Genomic DNA, 17,648 nt, shown 5'->3' on the forward strand with positions numbered 1-17,648 from the left:
GCACGGCACGATTGTGTCAAGTGGAGGGAGCGGTCCGTCGTTTCGCGCCCCTCGGCACCGCCCGACCCTACCGGGCCGCGACCGCGGTCCGCGCAGGTCGGACGGGGTGCATGGTGGTGGTCACCACAGGTGCCCCCCACCAACTGTGTGATCCGTGGCCCTTCTTGCGGAAGGGGGCGGGGCGGGAGTGTGGAGACCGGGCCGGCCGGGTGCCGTACGCCGGGCCGCGGCAGCAGAAGGAGTGGGAACCAACGTGATCGACCTCGCCGGATCCGAGCTGTCCACCCGTCTCTTCCTGTCCCTGCGCCGCAGCGACCAGCGGAGGAAGGCGCAGCTCTATCTGATGGGCCTGCTCGCCGCGCAGGGACGGAAGTCGATGCGGAACATCTCCGCGGCTCTGGACGGCGCCGACGACGGTGCGACGGAACAGAGCCTCCACCACTTCATCTCCAGTTCCACCTGGGACTGGAGACCGGTCCGGCGGGCGCTCGTCGAGGAGTTGACCTCCTCCTGGCCCCAGCACGCCTGGGTCGTACGGGCCTTGCCGATCTCCAAGGCCGGGAACCTCTCCGTAGGGGTGGACCGCCTGTTCGTGCCCCACCTCGGGCAGTCGATCCACGGCCAGCTGGCCTTCGGGCTCTGGTTCGTCACGGGGCGCTTCTCGGTGCCCGTCAGCTGGCGGCTCTTCCTCCCCCACGACTGGCTGCGCGACACCGAACGGCGCTCCAGGGCGGAGATCCCCCCGACCGTGACGCCGGAGGAACTGGACGAGTGCGCGGTCGAGGCCGCTCTCGCCCTGACGGACCGGGGCGGGCCGCCGAGACGGTGCCCCGTGGTCCTCGACCAGGTGACGGGCCGTCCCGGTCCGGTGGCCGCCGCCTTCGGCCGGGCCGGAGTGCCGTTCCTCGCCGGGATCACCGGGCGGACCGTCCTCTCGGTGGCCGACCCCGCCCTGCCGGGCGCCGGTGCGGCGGCGCTGCCCGCGGAACAGATCCTCCAGGGCGTCCGCGGCCTGCGCCGGCCGGTGCCCCGGTCCGACCGGGGATTCGACCGGGGACGGATCTCCTGGGCGGCCGCGGTGCCGGTGCGCGTCCCCCTCGGACCCGGCGACCGCGCGGCGGGAGCCGAGCCGCTGCACCGCCTGTCCCTCCTCGGGGAGTGGGAGGACCTGGACCAGCCGCCCGTGCGGCTGTGGCTGAGCGGCGTCCCCGGGATGCCCGCCGGGCCGCTGCTGCGCCTGGCCAGGACGGTGCTGGGCGTGCGGCGGGACGAGGAGACCCTGGGGAGGCGCATGGGCCTGCGGGACTTCGAGGGACGGTCCTTCCCCGGGTGGCACCGCCATATGACCCTGGCGTCCGTGGCCTGCGCCATGTCGGCGACGGCGGCGGAGCACCGGGCCCGGGCGGAGAACCGGGCTCAGCAGCTGTCGCTCTCCGCGTGAGCGGACCCCGCCCGGCGGCCGTGGAGGGTCCTCAGCGTCCGGTGCAGCCGCAGGGCCAGCTGGATCTCCAGGGCCCGTGCGGGCTCCTGCCAGGTGAGGCCCAGGAGTTCGCCGATCCGCTCCAGCCGCCGGGCGACGGTGTTCGGATGGACGTGCAGCGCCTTGGCGGCGCGCCGGGGGCTCGCACCGGACGCGAAGTACGTCTCCAGCGTCCGGGCGAGCTCGGTGAACCGCTGGGCGTCGTACCGCAGCACCGGCCCGATCACCGAGTCGACATAGCCCGGGACGGTGAAGGCGTCGGCCAGCAACAGCCCCAGGAAGCCCAGGTCCTGCGGGGTGGCGGCGACGCCGGAGCTGCCGAGCTCGGTCAGGGCGTCGAGACAGCGGCGCGCGTCCTCGTAGAGCTGGGGAACGCGGGTGAGCCCCGTGTACGGGCCGGCGGCGCACACGGTGACGGGGTGCTTCAGGAGACGGGAGAGCTCGTCATGGGCGCCGTGGGCGGCGGCCGACGCGTCGTCGCCGGGCAGCAGCAGCATGGTGCATCCGTTCCGCGCCCCTTTGAGGCCCCGTTTTCGATGGGCGTAGAAGGTGGACCACGCCGAGACGCGTTGCAGGGACTCGCGGTCGGGGCAGACGAGGACGAGGACATGAGGGCCGCCGGGGTCGATCCCCAGCCGCTGGGCCTGCTCGTCCAACTGCCGTTGCGGGCGGCGCGAGTGCGGCGGGGCGAGGAGCGCCTCCAGCAGGTCGTTCCGCACTCCTCCCTCGGCCAGCGCGGCGCTGCGCTCCAGCAGCACGGCCACGGTGAGGAGCCGGGAGATCACCTGGAGCGGCCGGACGCTGCGCTGCCCGGTGAGGGGCGTGCCGGGCAGGAACAGGACGGTGCCCAGGGTCTCTCCGTTCCCGCACGCCGGGGCGATCCATACGCCGTCGTCGAGCAGGACCGGCTCGTCGGCCGTGACGGCGTCCAGACAGCGCTGCAGGAACTGGTCGTCCGAGTACGCGGGCACATGGCCGTGGGAGGCGAGGGTGTTGCCCTTCAAGTCCCGCACCGCCAGCGCACCGTCGAGCGCCACGGCAGCGACCTCCACGACCGTGTCCAGGCCGCTGCCGTCGTGGACGAGGGTGAGCAGGTGGTCGTACGCGGCCTCCAGACGCCGTTGCGTCCTGATCTCCTGCCAGGTGCGGCTCTCCTCCTCCTCCAGGGCGGCCTTGCGCGCGCCGAGGGACTCCACGGTGTCGGCCGTGCTGATGAGCGGTGCCGCGAGCGAGGCCAGCGTCGACAGCGAGTTGATCTCCCGGGCGGTGAACCGCCGTACCTGCCGGTGCGAGGCGTAGAGCACGCCGATCGGACCCGAGGCGCCCTGGAGGGGCACGGCCACGATGGCACGGGTGCCCTCGGCCCTGACCACCCGGTCGATCTCCGTCGCGTGCTCGATCGTCGGATCGGTCAGGTAGTCGTGGGTCGAGAAGGGCGCGCCCTTGGTGAGCGCGGCCTGTCCGAGCCCGGAGGGACCGGCCATGCGCAGCCCGAGGTTGAAGGCCGTGACGTCCCCTTCCGACGCCACGACGGTGAGGTCCCCGCTCGCCGGGTCCACCAGGGCCACGCAGCCCACGTCCGACCGCAGGGTCCGGCGGGCGGCGCGGGCGGCGGTCCGCAGGACGCTCCCCACGCCCTCCGTTCCGGCGCGCGCCAGTTCGCGGGCGGAGTCCACCAGCCCGATGAGCGCGGCCTCCCGCTCCTGGGCCTCGGACAGCCGGTCCAGGACGGAGGTCCCCAGCAGAATGGCTTGTTCCAGTTCTTGCAGGTCCTCGGGGTCCTCTGTCAGGAATCGGGCTTCCTTGAGCAATTCGTCCAGACCATAGGTCGCTTGCTCCTCGGCCAGGGACCTCAGGACATCAAGGGGGGAGGGGACGTCACGTGGCGCAGACATGGATTCCTTCTTCGCTCCTCGGAGCCCGACCTCACGAGCCCGGCGCCGTGGGGAGAGCGGGGAGGGCGCTCCGGGGCAGGGACGATGGGAGGGCCCCTTCCATGGCCGACGAGGCGGGAGGTGCCGTCCGCCGACAACGCTGTCGGCAGACCCTTTACTTGTCCATGACCTTGCCTCACGCGACTCTTCTTCAACAGATGTTTGTATGCCACCCGTTCCTTCAGGGGCGGGTTCCGGCCAGCCCCGCCCTGCCGAACGGCACGGCCAGCACGGGCCCGTCGAAGGTGATCCGCGCCCCCGGCGGATTGCGTCCGCCGTACAGGGGGTCCACCGTGTCGACGACCAGCCCGAGCCGGTGGCCGGGCGGGACGTCGTACGCCGTGGCGGTCATCTCCGTCTCGGCGGCGAACGGCCGTCCCGCCGCGCGGTGGCGGAACGTGACGGGCGCGTGGCTGATCAGCCGGGCGACGCCGAGCGGGCCCACGTCGTAGAGGTAGGCGAAGAACGTGCCCGTCCCGGCGGACGGGGTGACGCGGATCCGCAGACGCGGTGCGCCGCGGAGCGCGCGGTGTGCGGCGGGCGCCTCCCAGCGGGCGGCCGTGCCCGGCGGCAGCAGGGGCAGGACGGCGGTGGGCGGGAGGCCGCGCCGGTCGGCGAAGGAGGAGACGACCGGCAGGCCCGCGTCCGCGCCGGAGTCCAGTCCGGTGCGGACCGTCTACGGGGCGGACGGCAGCGCTGGGGCGAACTCCCCGGCGCTCATGGCCCGTCGGCCGGCGTACTCCTCGTCGGGGAGCCGGCCGGCCGGGAGGGCGGGTCCGGGCCGGGGGCTCACCCGCAGCGGGGCGTCCGGCACTGTCCCCCGCCCGCGCACATACCGGTCCAGCCACCGGGAGGCCCGCCCGCACACTGCCGGCGGGACCACGTCCAGCAGGCAGTGGATGGTCGGCTCGCCGTGCTCCCCCGGCCGGAGTTCGAGGTGCTTCGGCCCCGGGAGGGCCTCGAAGAAGCGCAGCATCTGGTTCGGGCCGGCGAGGAGCGTGTCGCCCCAGTTGTTCACCAGGAACACCGCGGTGCCCCGGGCGCCGAACTCCCGCACCCGGCGCTCCGGGGAGCGGACCGCGGCCCACGCGGGCAGCTCCGGGTCGTCGCGCCCGGCGAGGACCCCCGTGGCGAAGCGGTCCAACTCCCGCCCGGGGCGCCCGAAGAGGCGGGCGAACCCGTACTGGAAGCGGACGGCCGCCGTGTGCGCGGTGCCGTTGGTGAAGAACGCCCCGTGCAGATCGGCCCAGCCGCTCACCGCCACCACCGCGGACACCCGGGGATCCGCCGCGGCCCCCAGCAGCGCGATGCCGGCCCCGTAGGAGTGCCCCAGCAGCCCGACGCGCCGGGGGTCGGCCGCCCTGTGCCGCACGGCCCAGTCGATGACGGCGGACACGTCGGCGACGTCCGCGGGACCGGCCAGGCCCACCTCCCCGGACGAACTCCCGAACCCCCGCGGGGAGTAGGCGACGACGAGATACCCGGCCCGGGCGTACCGCCGGGCCTCCGCCGCGTACAGATGCCGGCCCCCCACCCACACCCCCGGCATCACCAGCAACGGCGGCCGCCCGACGGCGCCTTCCGGCGGGACGACCTCGGCGTCCAGCGCCACGCCCGGCGCCACGGGGATGCGCCACCCTTCGGCGGCGGCCCGCGCGGGGCAGCAGGGAAGACAGAACAGACAGAGCAGCAGGGCCGGCAGCAGGGCCCACCTGCGGCGGATCACGCGGCCGCCGACGGCACGTACGGCCGGCAGAACGGCAGCCGGGCCGCCTGCTCGCCGCGGAAGTGCGTCAGCAGGAGCTCGCTGTACTCGCGGTCCCGCTCCAGGTGCACCACGTGGTCGGCCTCCCGGACCGTGACGAAGACGCCCCGCGGATAGCCCGCGGCGAAGCGCCGGCCGGCGGCGGGCGGCGTCACCGTGTCGTGCTCGCCGGTGAAGACCAGCGTCGGCACGTCCGGCGGCGGGCCGGGGTGGAACAGCCGGGTGGCCCACAGGCGTTGGAGGTTGCCGAGCATCTTGCGCCGCGCCTGCGGAGCGGCCCCGGCCAGCTGGGAGAACAGGACGCGGCGCACGGCCTCGCGGCGGCGCACCGGGCGGGCGGGGTCCGTGCACATGAGGTGGGCCGTGACCTCCTCGGCGAAGCGGGCCGGCCGGCCGTCCCGGAGCAGCTCCGCGCACGCCCGCAGCGTCGCGATCTCCGCCGCCGACGGGGTGCCCGCGATGCCGCTGAACGCGGCGCGCACGACGCTGCGCGGCCGCAGCTGGACGAGGCGGTGGCCGATCAGGGCGCCGTAGGAGGCGCCGACGAGGTTCCAGCGGGCGAACCCGGCCCGCTCCATGGCCAGTCCGGCGGCGCGCGCCAGGAAGTCCACGCCGTAGGACGGCGGGAGGGGCTCCGCGCCGCCCCAGCCCGGCAGGTCGACGGTGACGACCGTCGCGTGCGGGGCGAGTACCGCCGCGTGCCGCTGCCAGGCGTACATGTCCTGGAAGGCGCCGCCGATGAACAGCACGGGATCCAGGACCGGTTGGCCCGGGCAGGGCACGACGCGGCACCGGTAGGCGAAGCCGCCCAGGTGGGGGCGGAGCAGAATCTCGTCGGGCATGCCGGGCCCTTCGTCCTCGTCCGGTGGAACCGTCCGGTGGAACGGTCGGGACCGAGTTCTACCGACCCGCGCCCGCGGCGACACCCCGACCGCGGGACGAAACCACCCGTTGCGCTGAACCGGATTCGCGAACCGGCCCGAGGGGCGGGGGAGTCGGGCGGAACGCCCGCGAACGCCCCCGCCGCCCCTCCCGTGCCCCCTACGCCTCCGGGTACCGGCGGGGCGTCCAGACGATCTCCTCGCCGCCGCCCTCGCCCCGGCGCACCACCTGCGTCTGCGAGGAGCCCACGATCAGGATGGTGCGCATGTCCACCTGTTCCGGGTCGAGTTCGCCGAGCCGGACGACGCGCACGCTCTCCTCCGGGCCCCCGACGTCCCGGCCGAGGACCACCGGCGTCTGCGGGGAGCGGTGCTCCAGGAGCAGGTCGCGGGCCTTGCCCACCTGCCAGATCCGGCTGCGGGAGCCGGGGTTGTAGAGCGCGAGGACCAGATCGGCCCCGGCCGCGGCGCGCAGCCGGTCCGCGATGACCTCCCAGGGCTTGAGCCGGTCGGAGAGGGACACCACCGCGTAGTCGTGGCCCAGCGGCGCGCCCGCGCGGGACGCCGCCGCGTGCGCGGCGGTCATGCCGGGCACGATCCGCACCGGCACCTCGCGGTACGGGTCCCCGGAGGCGACCTCCAGCACGGCGGAGGCCATGGCGAAGACGCCCGGGTCGCCGGAGGAGACGACGGCGACGCGACGGCCCTGCCGGGCCAGGTCGAGGGCGAACTCGGCGCGCTCCGACTCCACCTTGTTGTCGGAGGGGTGCCGGCGCTGGCCCGGACGGACCGGGACGCGGTCGACGTAGGTGCTGTAGCCCACGACGTCCTGGGCGGCGGCCAGTTCACCGCGCGCCTCGGGCGTGAGCCACCGCGGCCCCGCCGGGCCGAGCCCGACGACGACCACCTCGCCGCGCGAGGCCGCCGGCTCGGCGTCGACGCGGCTCGGCAGCACGGCCACCGAGAAGTACGGCACCGACTCCGGGTCGATCTCCGCGAGCCGGCCGGTGCGTTCGCCGCTCATCGTGGCGCGCTCGACATACCGCGCCTCGTCCAGCCGGCCGGCCTTCTCCAGCGCGCCGCGCACCGCGGGGAAGGTGCGGCCGAGCTTCATCACCACCGCGGAGTCGGTGGCGGCGAGGCGCGCCGCGAGCTCCTCCTCCGGGAGCGTGCCCGGCAGGACGGTGAGGATCTCCTCGCCCTCCACCAGGGGTTCGCCGAGCCGGGCGGCGGCGGCGCTGACCGAGGTGACCCCGGGGACCACCTCGGTCGGGTAGCGGTGGGCCAGCCGCTTGTGCATGTGCATGTACGAGCTGTAGAAGAGCGGGTCGCCCTCGGCCAGTACCGCGACCGTGCGCCCGGCGTCCAGGTGCGCGGCCAGCCGGGCGGCGGCCTCCTCGTAGAACTCCTCCATCGCCCCGCGGTAACCGCCGGGGTGGTCGGTGGTCTCCGTGGTGACCGGGTAGACCAGCGGCTCCTCGATGTGGTCCGCGCGCAGGTGGCGTTCGGCGATGGAGCGCGCGATGCTGCGGCCGTGCCGGGCGCTGTGGTACGCGACGACGTCGGCCGCGGCGATGCACTCGACGGCCCGCAGCGTCATCAGCGACGGGTCCCCGGGGCCGAGCCCCACCCCGTACAGCCGTCCCGTGGTCTGGTTCTCGCTCACTCTTCCTCGCTCGCTATCGCGTTGATCGCGGCCGCGGCCATGGCGCTGCCGCCGCGCCGTCCGCGCACCACCAGGTACTCCAGCCCCAGGGGGCTCTCGGCCAGCGCGTCCTTGGACTCGGCCGCGCCGATGAAGCCGACCGGGATGCCGAGCACGGCCGCGGGCCGGGGCGCCCCCTCCGCGACCATCTCCAGCAGCCGGAACAGCGCCGTCGGCGCATTGCCGACCGCCACCACCGCACCGTCCAGCTTCTCCCGCCACAGCTCCAGCGCGGCGGCGCTGCGCGTGGTGCCCATGCGCCGCGCCAGCTCCGCGACGGCCGGGTCGGCGAGCGTGCACAGCACCTCGTTGTCCGCCGGGAGCCGCTTGCGGGTGACGCCGCTGGCGACCATGTTCGCGTCGCACAGGATCGGCGCGCCCGCCAGCATCGCCCCGCGGGCGCGGGCCACCACGTCCGGGGAGTACGCCAGGTCCTTCACCAGGTCGGTCATCCCACAGGCGTGGATCATGCGCACCGCCACCCGGGAGACGTCCGGCGGCAGGCCGCCGAGGTCGGCCTCGGCGCGGATGGTGGCGAAGGACTGGCGGTAGATGGACGCGCCGTCCTTGTCGTAGTCGAACACTGTTGCCTTTGCCTCGCTAGCTGGACTTGCTCGGGGAATCTGTCGTCACGTCGTCAGGTCGTCACGGTACGGGCCGCGGCCACGGTGGCCGGCAGGCCGCCGCCCGGGGCCACCGGCCGCACCGAACCGGGCATTTCGCGGCCTTCGTCCCGTACGGCCACCCGGTAGCCGTCATCGGTCGCCAGGACATCGACCCAGCGGCCGCCGCCGGGCCGGCCGCAGCGCCGCTCGCACCCCGACCAGTACACCGGCAGGGTTTCCGTCCGGGAAGGGCGCGCGCCCGCGAGGGCGGCGCCCGCGTCGGCGCGCACATCCGCGAGGGACTTGGCGCAGCCGGGGCGGCCGGCGCAGGCGCCCGCGCGGTGCCAGGGGGAGGCGGCGTCGGTCACCAGGCCGGCCGCGGCGAGCTCGGCGAGCCGCGCTTCCGCGTGCGCGGCGGCGAGGCCCGGGACGACGACGCCGCGCCAGGGCGTCACGCGCAGCTCGCCGTCGCCGTGTTCGGCGGCGGTACGCGCGAGCAGCCGCCACTGGGCGACGGTCAGCCGCCCGAGCGGGGCGCCGACGGACAGGGCGGTGCGGCCGTCCGGGCCGGGGACCGGGCCGGGGGCGGGGGGCTCCGGGGCGGTCCCGGGCGGGAACGGTACGGGGACGGCGGGGATGCCGGCCGCGGCGAGCCGCCCGGCCAGTCCGGCACGGCTCCCGGGCGGCAGTTCGCGCACGCGCCAGGAGCCGGTGCCGAGCCGGCGCACGGCGTCGAGGAAGTGGAGAGCGGCGAGGAGGGCGGCGCGGGGCGCGTCGGCGCCGTCGACCCGCAGCCCGTCGGGGTCGTCGCCGCAGCGGAGGACGGCACCCCCGGCGGTTGCGATCAATGTCACATCGGGCGCGAGGGCGATGATGTCGCCGCGGCCGTCGTCGAGACCGAAGAGGAAACGCCCGGAGAGGGCGGTCACGGCGGGGTCCGCGCACAGCAGCGCGTCCAGGGCGCGGGCCCAAGTGCGGGTGTCCGCACGGCCGTTGCCGTCGAGGCCGGACAGCGGGGAGGCGACGACGTTCCGCACGCGCTCGTGCCGGTCGGAGGGCAGCAGCCCGGCGGCGCGCAGCCGCCCGCCGAGACCGCCGCCGCAGGTCGCGGCGAGGCCGCGCAGCTGCACGTTGCCCCGGGAGGTGAGGTCGAGGTGCCCGTCGCCCATCTCCTCGGCGAGGGCGCCCAGCTCGTCGGCCTGACGCCCCGTCAGAATCCCGCCCGGCAGCCGGACACGGGCCAGGAACCCGTCGTCGGCGGAGTGCAGCCGGAGCGCGCCGGGACAGGCGTCACCGCGGTCGCGGCCGGTGCCGGGGGCGGGGGGTTCGGTGGGGGATTCGCCGGGGGAGGGGGTGGGGGCGGGCATGGCGGCGAGCATACGACGGCGGTGCGGGGGGTGTCCGGAGGGGGATGTGCCCCGGTCCCGCCCTTTCGCCGTTTCCCCGGGGCGGGGCCCCGGACCCGGACCGCCCTCCGGGCGGTGGCGGGGCTTCGCCCCTGCGCCCCACCGGGGGCTTCGCCCCCTGGCCCCCGCTCGGGTTGCGCCTGCCGGCCCCGCTTGGGTCGCGCCCGTTGGGCCCCTGACCGGGGCTGCGCCCCTGGCCCCCCTGAAGCGCCCTTCGGGCGCTGTCCTCAGGCGCCGGGCGGGCTGGGTGTGTGCCCCGGTCCCGCCCTTTCACCGTTTCTTCCGGGGAGACCCCGGACCCCATCCGCCCTTCGGGCGGAGTCCTCAAGCGCCGGACGGGCTGAAGTGGCGCGCCGATCCAGCCCGTCCGGCGCTTGAGGACGAGCGGCGAAGCCGCGACAGACGGGGGCCAGGGGCGGAGCCCCGGAAGCAGGGGTGCAGGGGGCGCAGCCCCCGCCGGGGCGCAGGGGCGCAGCCCCGCCCACCGCGCGGCAGCGCGGTGCCGGGCCGAGGGGCGGAGCCCCGGAAGAAACGGTGAAAGGGCGGGGCAGGGGCAGTAAACCCCCCTCGGCCCCCGCCGAGGAGATCGCTAAGATGGCGAGGCCAAGACGGCACCAGGGGAGGAAGCCGGCGTAACTCCGGCACGGTCCCGCCACTGTGAGCGCAGCAAGCACACCCGTGCCGACGCGCAGAGTCAGGAACTCCCGCCGTCACCCACCGCCCGGGGCGCGGACCCCGAGGAAGGCCAGCCGCAGCATGCGCACATACCGGTGCCGCGCACCCCGGGCGACCCACGACGCAGACGCGTACGCGTCAGACGCACACGCACCCGGGAGCGCCGCGTGATCCTTCTCCTGTCGACGTCCGACACCGACCTGCTCAGTGCCCGCGCGGCCGAAGGCCCGGTCCCGTACCGGCTCGCCAACCCCGCCCGCCTCCCGCTCGACGAGCTGCCCGCCCTCCTGGAGGGCGCCGAGCTCGTCGTCGTCCGGCTCCTCGGCGGCGTCCGGGCCTGGCAGGAGGGGCTCGACATCCTGCTCGCCGGCGACCGGCCCGTCGTCGTCCTCACCGGCGAACAGGCCCCGGACGCCCAGCTGATGGAGGCGTCCACCGTCCCCGTCGGCATCGCGGCCGAGGCGCACGCCTACCTCGCCCACGGCGGCCCCGCCAACCTCGAACAGCTCGCCCGCTTCCTCTCCGACACCGTCCTCCTCACCGGCCACGGCTTCGAGCCGCCGGCCGCCGCCCCCGCCTGGGGCGAGCTGGAGCGCACCCCCAAGCCGGGCGCGAGCGGCCCGAAGATCGCCGTGCTCTACTACCGCGCCCACCACATGAGCGGCAACACCGCCTTCGTGGAGGCCCTCTGCGGCGCGGTCGAGGACGCCGGCGGGCAGGCGCTCCCGCTGTACGTCGCCTCCCTGCGCGCCCCGGAGCCGGAGCTGATCGAGGCCCTGCGCGGGGCCGACGCCGTCGTCACGACCGTCCTCGCCGCGGGCGGCACCAAGCCGGCCGAGGCGTCGGCCGGCGGGGACGACGAGTCGTGGGACGCCGGCGCGCTGGCCTCCCTCGACGTGCCCGTCCTCCAGGCGCTGTGCCTGACCGGCTCGCGCAGCGCGTGGGAGGAGAACGACGAGGGGCTCTCCCCGCTCGACTCCGCGACCCAGGTCGCCGTCCCGGAGTTCGACGGCCGCATCATCACCGTCCCGTTCTCCTTCAAGGAGGTCGACGAGGACGGTCTGCCCGCCTACGTCGCCGACGCCGAACGCGCCGCCCGCGTCGCCGGGATCGCCGTCCGCCACGCCCGCCTCCGCCACATCCCGGCCGCCGAGAAGCGGATCGCGCTCGTCCTCTCCGCGTACCCCACCAAGCACTCCCGCATCGGCAACGCCGTCGGCCTCGACACCCCCGCCAGCGCCGTGGCCCTGCTGCGCCGCCTCCGCGAGGAGGGCTACGACTTCGGCACGGAAGACGTCCCCGGCCTCGCCTCCGGCGACGGCGACGAGCTGATCTACGCCCTGATCGAGGCCGGCGGCCACGACCAGGAGTGGCTCACGGAGGAGCAGCTCGCCCGCAACCCCGTCCGTATCCCGGCCGCCGACTACCGCCGCTGGTACGCCGAACTCCCCGCCGAGCTGCGGGAGTCCGTCGAGGAGCACTGGGGCCCGGCGCCCGGCGAGATGTTCGTGGACCGCACCCACAACCCCGAGGGCGACATCGTCCTCGCCGCCCTGCGCCGCGGCAACCTGCTGATCCTCATCCAGCCCCCGCGCGGCTTCGGCGAGAACCCCATCGCCATCTACCACGACCCCGACCTGCCCCCCTCCCACCACTACCTGGCCGCCTACCGCTGGATCGCGGCCGCCCGGGAGGACGGCGGCTTCGGCGCCGACGCGATGATCCACCTGGGCAAGCACGGCAACCTGGAGTGGCTGCCCGGCAAGAACGCCGGCCTGTCCGCCGCCTGCGGCCCCGACGCCGCCCTCGGCGACCTCCCGCTCGTCTACCCGTTCCTCGTCAACGACCCCGGCGAGGGCACCCAGGCCAAGCGCCGCGCGCACGCCACGCTCGTGGACCACCTCGTGCCGCCGATGGCCCGCGCCGACTCCTACGGCGACATCGCGCGCCTGGAGCAACTCCTCGACGAGTACGCCCAGATCTCGTCCATGGACCCGGCCAAGCTCCCCGCGATCCGCGCCCAGATCTGGACCCTGATCCAGGCCGCCAAGCTCGACCACGACCTCGGCATGCAGGACCGCCCGGAGGACGACGGCTTCGACGACTTCCTCCTGCACGTCGACGGCTGGCTGTGCGAGGTCAAGGACGCCCAGATCCGCGACGGCCTGCACGTCCTCGGCGGCGCGCCCACCGGCGCCGACCGCGTCAACCTGGTCCTGGCCATCCTGCGCGCCCGGCAGATCTGGGGCGGCACCACCGCCCTGCCCGGACTGCGCGAGGCGCTCGGCCTGGACGAGTCCGCCGCCACCCGCACCACCGCCGACGAGGCGGAGGCGAAGGCCCGCGCCCTGGTGCAGGCCATGGAGGACGCGGACTGGGACCCGTCCGCGATCCCCGCCGAGCACGGCGAACAGGTCGCCGCGATCCTGGAGTTCGCCGCCCGCGAGGTCGTCCCGCGCCTCGCCGCCACGACGGACGAGCTCGCCCACGCCGTGCACGCCCTCGCCGGCGGCTTCGTCCCGGCGGGCCCCTCCGGCTCCCCCCTGCGCGGCCTGGTCAACGTCCTCCCGACCGGCCGTAACTTCTACTCCGTCGACCCCAAGGCCGTCCCCAGCCGCCTCGCCTGGGAGACCGGCCAGGCGCTGGCCGACTCGCTGCTGGAGCGCTACCGCACCGACGAGGGCCGCTGGCCCGAGTCCGTCGGCCTGTCCCTCTGGGGCACCAGCGCGATGCGCACCGCGGGCGACGACGTCGCGGAGGCGCTCGCCCTGCTGGGCATCCGCCCGGTCTGGGACGACGCCTCCCGCCGCGTCACGGGCCTGGAGGCCATCCCCCTCGACGAGTTGGGCCGCCCCCGCGTCGACGTCACCCTCCGCATCAGCGGCTTCTTCCGCGACGCCTTCCCGCATGTGATCGGCCTGCTGGACGACGCCGTACGCCTCGCCGCCTCCCTCGACGAGCCCTCCGAGCAGAACTACGTCCGCGCCCACGCCCAGGCCGACCTCGCCGAGCACGGCGACGAACGCCGCGCCACCACCCGCATCTTCGGCTCCCGCCCCGGGACCTACGGCGCGGGCCTCCTCCAACTCATCGACAGCCGCGACTGGCGCACCGACGCGGACCTCGCCGAGGTCTACACCGTCTGGGGCGGCTACGCCTACGGCCGCGGCCTCGAAGGCCGCCCGGCCCGCGCGGAGATGGAGACGGCCTACAAGCGCATCGCGGTCGCCGCCAAGAACACCGACACCCGCGAACACGACATCGCGGACTCCGACGACTACTTCCAGTACCACGGCGGCATGGTGGCCACCGTCCGCGCGCTCAAGGGCACCGCCCCCGCCGCGTACATCGGCGACTCCACCCGCCCGGAGACGGTCCGCACCCGCACCCTGGTCGAGGAGACCTCGCGCGTCTTCCGCGCCCGCGTGGTCAACCCCCGCTGGATCGAGGCGATGCGCCGCCACGGCTACAAGGGCGCCTTCGAACTCGCCGCCACGGTGGACTACTTGTTCGGCTACGACGCCACCACCGGCGTCGTCCCCGACTGGATGTACGACAAGCTCACCCAGACGTACGTCCTCGACGAGGAGAACCGCGCCTTCCTCCAGGAGGCCAACCCCTGGGCCCTGCACGGCATCGCCGAACGCCTCCTGGAGGCGGAGAGCCGCGGCATGTGGGCCAAGCCGGACGCGGAGACGCTGGAGGCCCTGCGCCAGGTGTTCCTGGAGACGGAGGGCGAGCTGGAGGGCGGGGAGGACGAGGAGTAACCGTCCTTCCGCATGGAACCCGGTGCCCGGCCGACGACGTCGGCCGGGCACCGGTCGTACGCGGCCCCCGTTTCGTCTCGGCACCGGGGGCCGCGGCCTTCCGGACGGGAAGGGAACGGAACGCCCGAAGGCGCCCGTGTCCCCAGAGTGGGGTGACCGCTCGGGGGTGCAAGGGAAAGAGGGAATTCCCCCTCCTCGAAGGGCGATTGTGCGGAAGTGTTCGTAGGTTGGGCCGGCGCGTGCGCCTCCCGCTCCAATGTTCCGTGATTCCGCGATCACATGGCGTAGGCGGCCGCGCCCCTCCATGCTGTCGTCCCTGTCACCCCGACGGGCGCAACGGCACTGCGCCTCGGGGACCCCTTCCGGACATGTGCGGAGGAAAGATGCCTCATGGGCATGAAACTGATCTGGGCGGTCATCGCCGTGGTGACGACGGTCCTCGCGTGGAGCGTGGTGATGGTCACGCTGGGGCAGACCGCCGCGATCGCCACGCTCGTGCCGTCGCTCGGACTGCTGGTGCAGCAGATCGTCCAGGCCGCGACGGCCGGTACCAGGACGGGTGGCAGGGCGCCGACGGCCCCCGGGGACGACACGCGCGACAGCGCCGGGGAACCGCGGTGACGGCCGAGGCCGGGCCGCCCGACGGCGGTGACGACCCGCTGGGCCGGCCGGGACGGAAGCTCGGGCCGATCGCCGCCGGGGTGGGTGCCGCGCACCGGGACTGGCTGGAGCCGGTCCGCGACCAGTACTTCGCCAGCGGCCTGACGGTCGGCGAACTGGCCCGGAAAGCCGGGTGGTCGAAGTCCAAGGTGTCCGAACTCCTGCGCGGCGTAGGGCTCTACCCCAGCTGGGAGCTCACCTACGGAGTGCTGCACGTCCTGGGCATGCCCGCCTGGCCGATGCGCCGCCTGTGGAGCGTCGCGGCGCTCGAGGCGCACAAGAAGCCGGAGTGGGTGAACGGTTGCGTGAAGAGGGTGGTCCTCTCCGCCGGTCCCGGGCTGCCGCCGGTCGACCACCGGGCCTTCGCCGAGAACCACCACGGCGCCTACGCGTCCTACGCCAAGGTCTTCCTGGGCCCCACGGATGCCGCACGCACCGTCGACGAGGTGTTCGACATCCTGTGGCTGCGCTGGCAGGAGGTGCTGAGGAGCGCGAACGTCGAGAAATTCGCCTGGCAGGTCCTGCGCCGCAGGGTCATGGCCCGGGCCTCCCGCATCGACGGCCGCCCCCGGCTCGAAACCGCGGCGTTCGACACCATCGCGCTCCAACAGGCCCCGTTCGACGGACAGTTCGCACAGATCGAGGAGTCGCTGGCCCTCTTCCGGGCCATCGGCCGGCTGCCGGACTTCCAGCTGGACGTCATCGTCCTCAGGTATCTGCGCGGGCTGGACGACAACCGGGTCGCCGACGTGCTCGGAGCCCCCCAGGCCCTCATACGGTCGGCCGAACGCCACGCCAAGCGCTCCTTGACCGCATCCTTCGACCCCGGAGAGAACCACTCGTGACCCCGATCGACGATCTCCTCGTCCGTGCCCTGCTGCGCGACGACCCGCGCCCCCGGCCCGACATCGTGCCCTCCGGCACCGCACCCCGGGAGGACGACGAGCCGGCCCTGTGGTTCGCGCCGGAGGCGGGCGGTCACCATGGGACGACCCCCGCGGCCGTGCATGACCTGCACATCCTCTGCGAGACCGTCGTCACGCACACCGCCGCCACCTCGCTGCGGGACTTCCTCACCGAGGAGCTCCCCGAACCGCGCGGAGCCCTCGTCGTCGGCTGCATCCTCCAGCTCAACGCCGCCGACGACAGCAGCCGCTTCTGGTGGCAGTACGCGTCCGGCGCCGGTGACGACGTCGCCACCTACTGCCTCTACCTGCACCACCTGGCCCTCGGCGAACACGACGCCGCCGAATGGTGGCGCGAGCAGATGCGCATCACCACACAGCCCGACGAGCAGGCGGTGACCCTTCCGGACGGGGCCGGCGTACTGCGCACCGACTCGAGCGTCCCCACCGTGCTGCGCATCCTCGGCCGGCTCGTCGGCCCGTGGGGCCGCCCACGTCGTACGGAAGCCGTCGACGCCGTCATGGAGTACGTTCCCGAAGCCGTCGCGGTCGGCCACCTCGACCACCCGGACCTGGAACTCCCCCTGCCGGGCCCCCACTTCGCGGAGTGCCTCGCCGTCCTCCTCGCCGCGGCCTCGGCCCTCGACTCCGTACCCGCCCGGACCGGCCCGGGCACACCCCGCCTGGACCGCCGCCCGGCTCCCGGCGAACGCCCCATAAATCGTTTTCGGTGGTCATCCATGATCGAGTAGGGTCCTTCCCATGTCCTACATGTTCGTCCGCCTGCGGACCGCCTGAGAAGCCTGCCGCCACCGTCGGCCTGCTTGCGTCCGGCCACCGAAGTGCGGTGCGCCGGACGGCAGTTGCGCCCGTTTTCCCTTCAGCCCCGGCGGCTCACGGCGCCGGCATCGGTTCATCGCCCATGCCCGCCGTGCCGCCGTCCACCGGACATTGGACCGACTCGTATGACATCTGCTTCCGCCAACTCCCCTCTCCCCCGCCGGGCTTGCGACGCGAACACGACGTTCGTGCTCGTGCACGGGGTGTGCACCAGCTCGTCGATGTGGACTCCCCTCCAGCGCGAACTGGCGCTGCTCGGGCAGCGCAGCCTCGCCGTGGACCTGCCGGGGCACGGCTTCGACGCGCAGTACCCGGCCGCCTATCAGGCCCCGCAGGACCTCGACGCATGGGCGGCCGAGCCGTCGAAACTGGCCGGGGTCACCCTGCGGGACAACGTCGACATGGTCGTCGACGTCGTCCGGCGGGTGGCCGCGCACGGGCCGGTGGTCCTGGTCGGCGCCAGCCTCGGGGGGACCACCATCACCGGCGTGGGCAACGCCGTCCCCGATCTGGTGAGCCGGCTCGTCTACATCTCCGGCTGGTCGTGCGTGCAGCGCTCCAACCCCGTCGAGTACATGCAGGAGCCCGAGTTCGAGGGCAACCTGCTGGCCCCGCTGGCCGCGCTGAACGTCGGCGACCCCGCCGCACTCGGCGTCGGCCGGGCCAACTACCGCACCTCCGACCCGGACATGCTGGCCGCGCTCAAGGCGTCGATGATGGCGGACGCCACCGACGAGCAGTTCCGGGCCTTCCTCAACATCCTGCAGCCGGACGAGTCCCTGGCGGTGATGATGTCCGACGCCCGCGGCCACGCGGACACCTGGGGCACCATCGCCCGCACCTATATCCGTCTCACCGAGGACCGGTCGCTTCCCGTGGCCATGCAGGACCGCCTGATCGCCGAGTGCGACGCCTTGACGCCCGGCAATCCGTACGACGTGCACACCCTGGACACCAGCCACGTCGGCTTCCTGCTCAGGTCGGCGGAGGTGGCGGGCATCCTCGGTGGACTGACCGTCTGATCC

Annotated in this window: 13 protein-coding genes and 1 riboswitch; of the genes, 6 read left to right on the plus strand and 7 right to left on the minus strand. The window is 74.4% G+C overall.

The window, feature by feature from the left end:
- Positions 1-253 precede the first annotated feature (253 nt).
- Entirely contained in the window at positions 254-1,441 is a 1,188-nt protein-coding gene (locus AB8735_RS31295) for an IS701 family transposase (protein ID WP_372410942.1), read from the plus strand.
- Here the strand turns inward: AB8735_RS31295 and AB8735_RS31300 are convergent.
- The 7 genes from AB8735_RS31300 to cobG form a co-directional block, all read right to left on the minus strand.
- The gene (locus AB8735_RS31300) at positions 1,417-3,375 is read right to left on the minus strand and encodes a helix-turn-helix domain-containing protein (RefSeq protein WP_372410945.1); all 1,959 of its coding nucleotides are present in this window, start codon (positions 3,373-3,375) and stop codon (positions 1,417-1,419) included. The two genes, AB8735_RS31295 and AB8735_RS31300, sit on opposite strands and share 25 nt — an antisense overlap.
- 220 nt (positions 3,376-3,595) lie before the next feature.
- Positions 3,596-4,075, minus strand: a complete 480-nt coding sequence (locus tag AB8735_RS31305; protein ID WP_372411948.1) for a CocE/NonD family hydrolase C-terminal non-catalytic domain-containing protein — start codon at positions 4,073-4,075, stop codon at positions 3,596-3,598.
- Positions 4,076-4,090: 15 nt separating this feature from the next.
- A complete protein-coding gene (locus tag AB8735_RS31310) occupies positions 4,091-5,140 on the minus strand; it encodes an alpha/beta fold hydrolase (RefSeq protein ID WP_372410947.1) in 1,050 nt (349 codons plus the stop codon).
- Complete coding sequence (locus AB8735_RS31315; RefSeq protein ID WP_372410948.1) at positions 5,137-6,021, minus strand: alpha/beta fold hydrolase; 885 nt, start codon at positions 6,019-6,021, stop codon at positions 5,137-5,139. The genes AB8735_RS31310 and AB8735_RS31315 overlap by 4 nt, the downstream gene beginning before the upstream one ends.
- A 199-nt stretch (positions 6,022-6,220) precedes the next feature.
- Positions 6,221-7,726 (minus strand): precorrin-2 C(20)-methyltransferase, encoded by a 1,506-nt coding sequence (locus AB8735_RS31320; RefSeq protein ID WP_372410950.1) that lies wholly within the window; start codon positions 7,724-7,726, stop codon positions 6,221-6,223.
- On the minus strand, positions 7,723-8,349 hold the full coding sequence (locus AB8735_RS31325) for a precorrin-8X methylmutase (RefSeq protein ID WP_372410951.1): 627 nt from the start codon (positions 8,347-8,349) through the stop codon (positions 7,723-7,725). Before AB8735_RS31325 ends, AB8735_RS31320 begins: the two co-directional genes overlap by 4 nt.
- Before the next feature lie 53 nt (positions 8,350-8,402).
- The gene (gene cobG, locus AB8735_RS31330) at positions 8,403-9,737 is read right to left on the minus strand and encodes a precorrin-3B synthase (protein ID WP_372410953.1); all 1,335 of its coding nucleotides are present in this window, start codon (positions 9,735-9,737) and stop codon (positions 8,403-8,405) included.
- Positions 9,738-10,396: 659 nt separating this feature from the next.
- Positions 10,397-10,480, plus strand: a riboswitch (cobalamin riboswitch).
- A 138-nt stretch (positions 10,481-10,618) separates the two neighbouring features.
- Between cobG and cobN the strand changes: the two genes are divergently transcribed.
- The 5 genes from cobN to AB8735_RS31355 all read left to right on the plus strand — a co-directional run bounded on the left by cobN (position 10,619) and on the right by AB8735_RS31355 (position 17,645).
- A complete protein-coding gene (gene cobN / locus AB8735_RS31335) occupies positions 10,619-14,218 on the plus strand; it encodes a cobaltochelatase subunit CobN (RefSeq protein ID WP_372410955.1) in 3,600 nt (1,199 codons plus the stop codon).
- Between the two features lie 390 nt (positions 14,219-14,608).
- Positions 14,609-14,839: a hypothetical protein gene (locus tag AB8735_RS31340; RefSeq protein WP_372410957.1), complete on the plus strand. Its 231-nt coding sequence runs from the start codon at positions 14,609-14,611 to the stop codon at positions 14,837-14,839.
- Positions 14,836-15,723: an RNA polymerase subunit sigma gene (locus AB8735_RS31345; RefSeq protein ID WP_372410960.1), complete on the plus strand. Its 888-nt coding sequence runs from the start codon at positions 14,836-14,838 to the stop codon at positions 15,721-15,723. The genes AB8735_RS31340 and AB8735_RS31345 overlap by 4 nt, the downstream gene beginning before the upstream one ends.
- The gene (locus AB8735_RS31350; RefSeq protein WP_372410961.1) at positions 15,720-16,535 is read left to right on the plus strand and encodes a hypothetical protein; all 816 of its coding nucleotides are present in this window, start codon (positions 15,720-15,722) and stop codon (positions 16,533-16,535) included. Before AB8735_RS31345 ends, AB8735_RS31350 begins: the two co-directional genes overlap by 4 nt.
- Before the next feature lie 213 nt (positions 16,536-16,748).
- Positions 16,749-17,645, plus strand: a complete 897-nt coding sequence (locus AB8735_RS31355) for an alpha/beta fold hydrolase (protein WP_372410962.1) — start codon at positions 16,749-16,751, stop codon at positions 17,643-17,645.
- Positions 17,646-17,648 lie beyond the last annotated feature (3 nt).

Origin of the sequence: Streptomyces luteireticuli, assembly GCF_041519305.1 — a bacterium.
Taxonomy (GTDB): domain Bacteria; phylum Actinomycetota; class Actinomycetes; order Streptomycetales; family Streptomycetaceae; genus Streptomyces; species Streptomyces luteireticuli.

What these genes read in the sequence shown, in the direction of transcription:
- AB8735_RS31340 (WP_372410957.1), top strand. Translation starts at nt 14,609, where the DNA reads ATGGGCATGAAACTGATCTGGGCGGTCATCGCCGTGGTGACGACGGTC.
- cobG (WP_372410953.1), bottom strand. Translation starts at nt 9,737, where the DNA reads ATGCCCGCCCCCACCCCCTCCCCCGGCGAATCCCCCACCGAACCCCCC.
- AB8735_RS31300 (WP_372410945.1), bottom strand. Translation starts at nt 3,375, where the DNA reads ATGTCTGCGCCACGTGACGTCCCCTCCCCCCTTGATGTCCTGAGGTCC.
- AB8735_RS31315 (WP_372410948.1), bottom strand. Translation starts at nt 6,021, where the DNA reads ATGCCCGACGAGATTCTGCTCCGCCCCCACCTGGGCGGCTTCGCCTAC.
- AB8735_RS31355 (WP_372410962.1), top strand. Translation starts at nt 16,749, where the DNA reads ATGACATCTGCTTCCGCCAACTCCCCTCTCCCCCGCCGGGCTTGCGAC.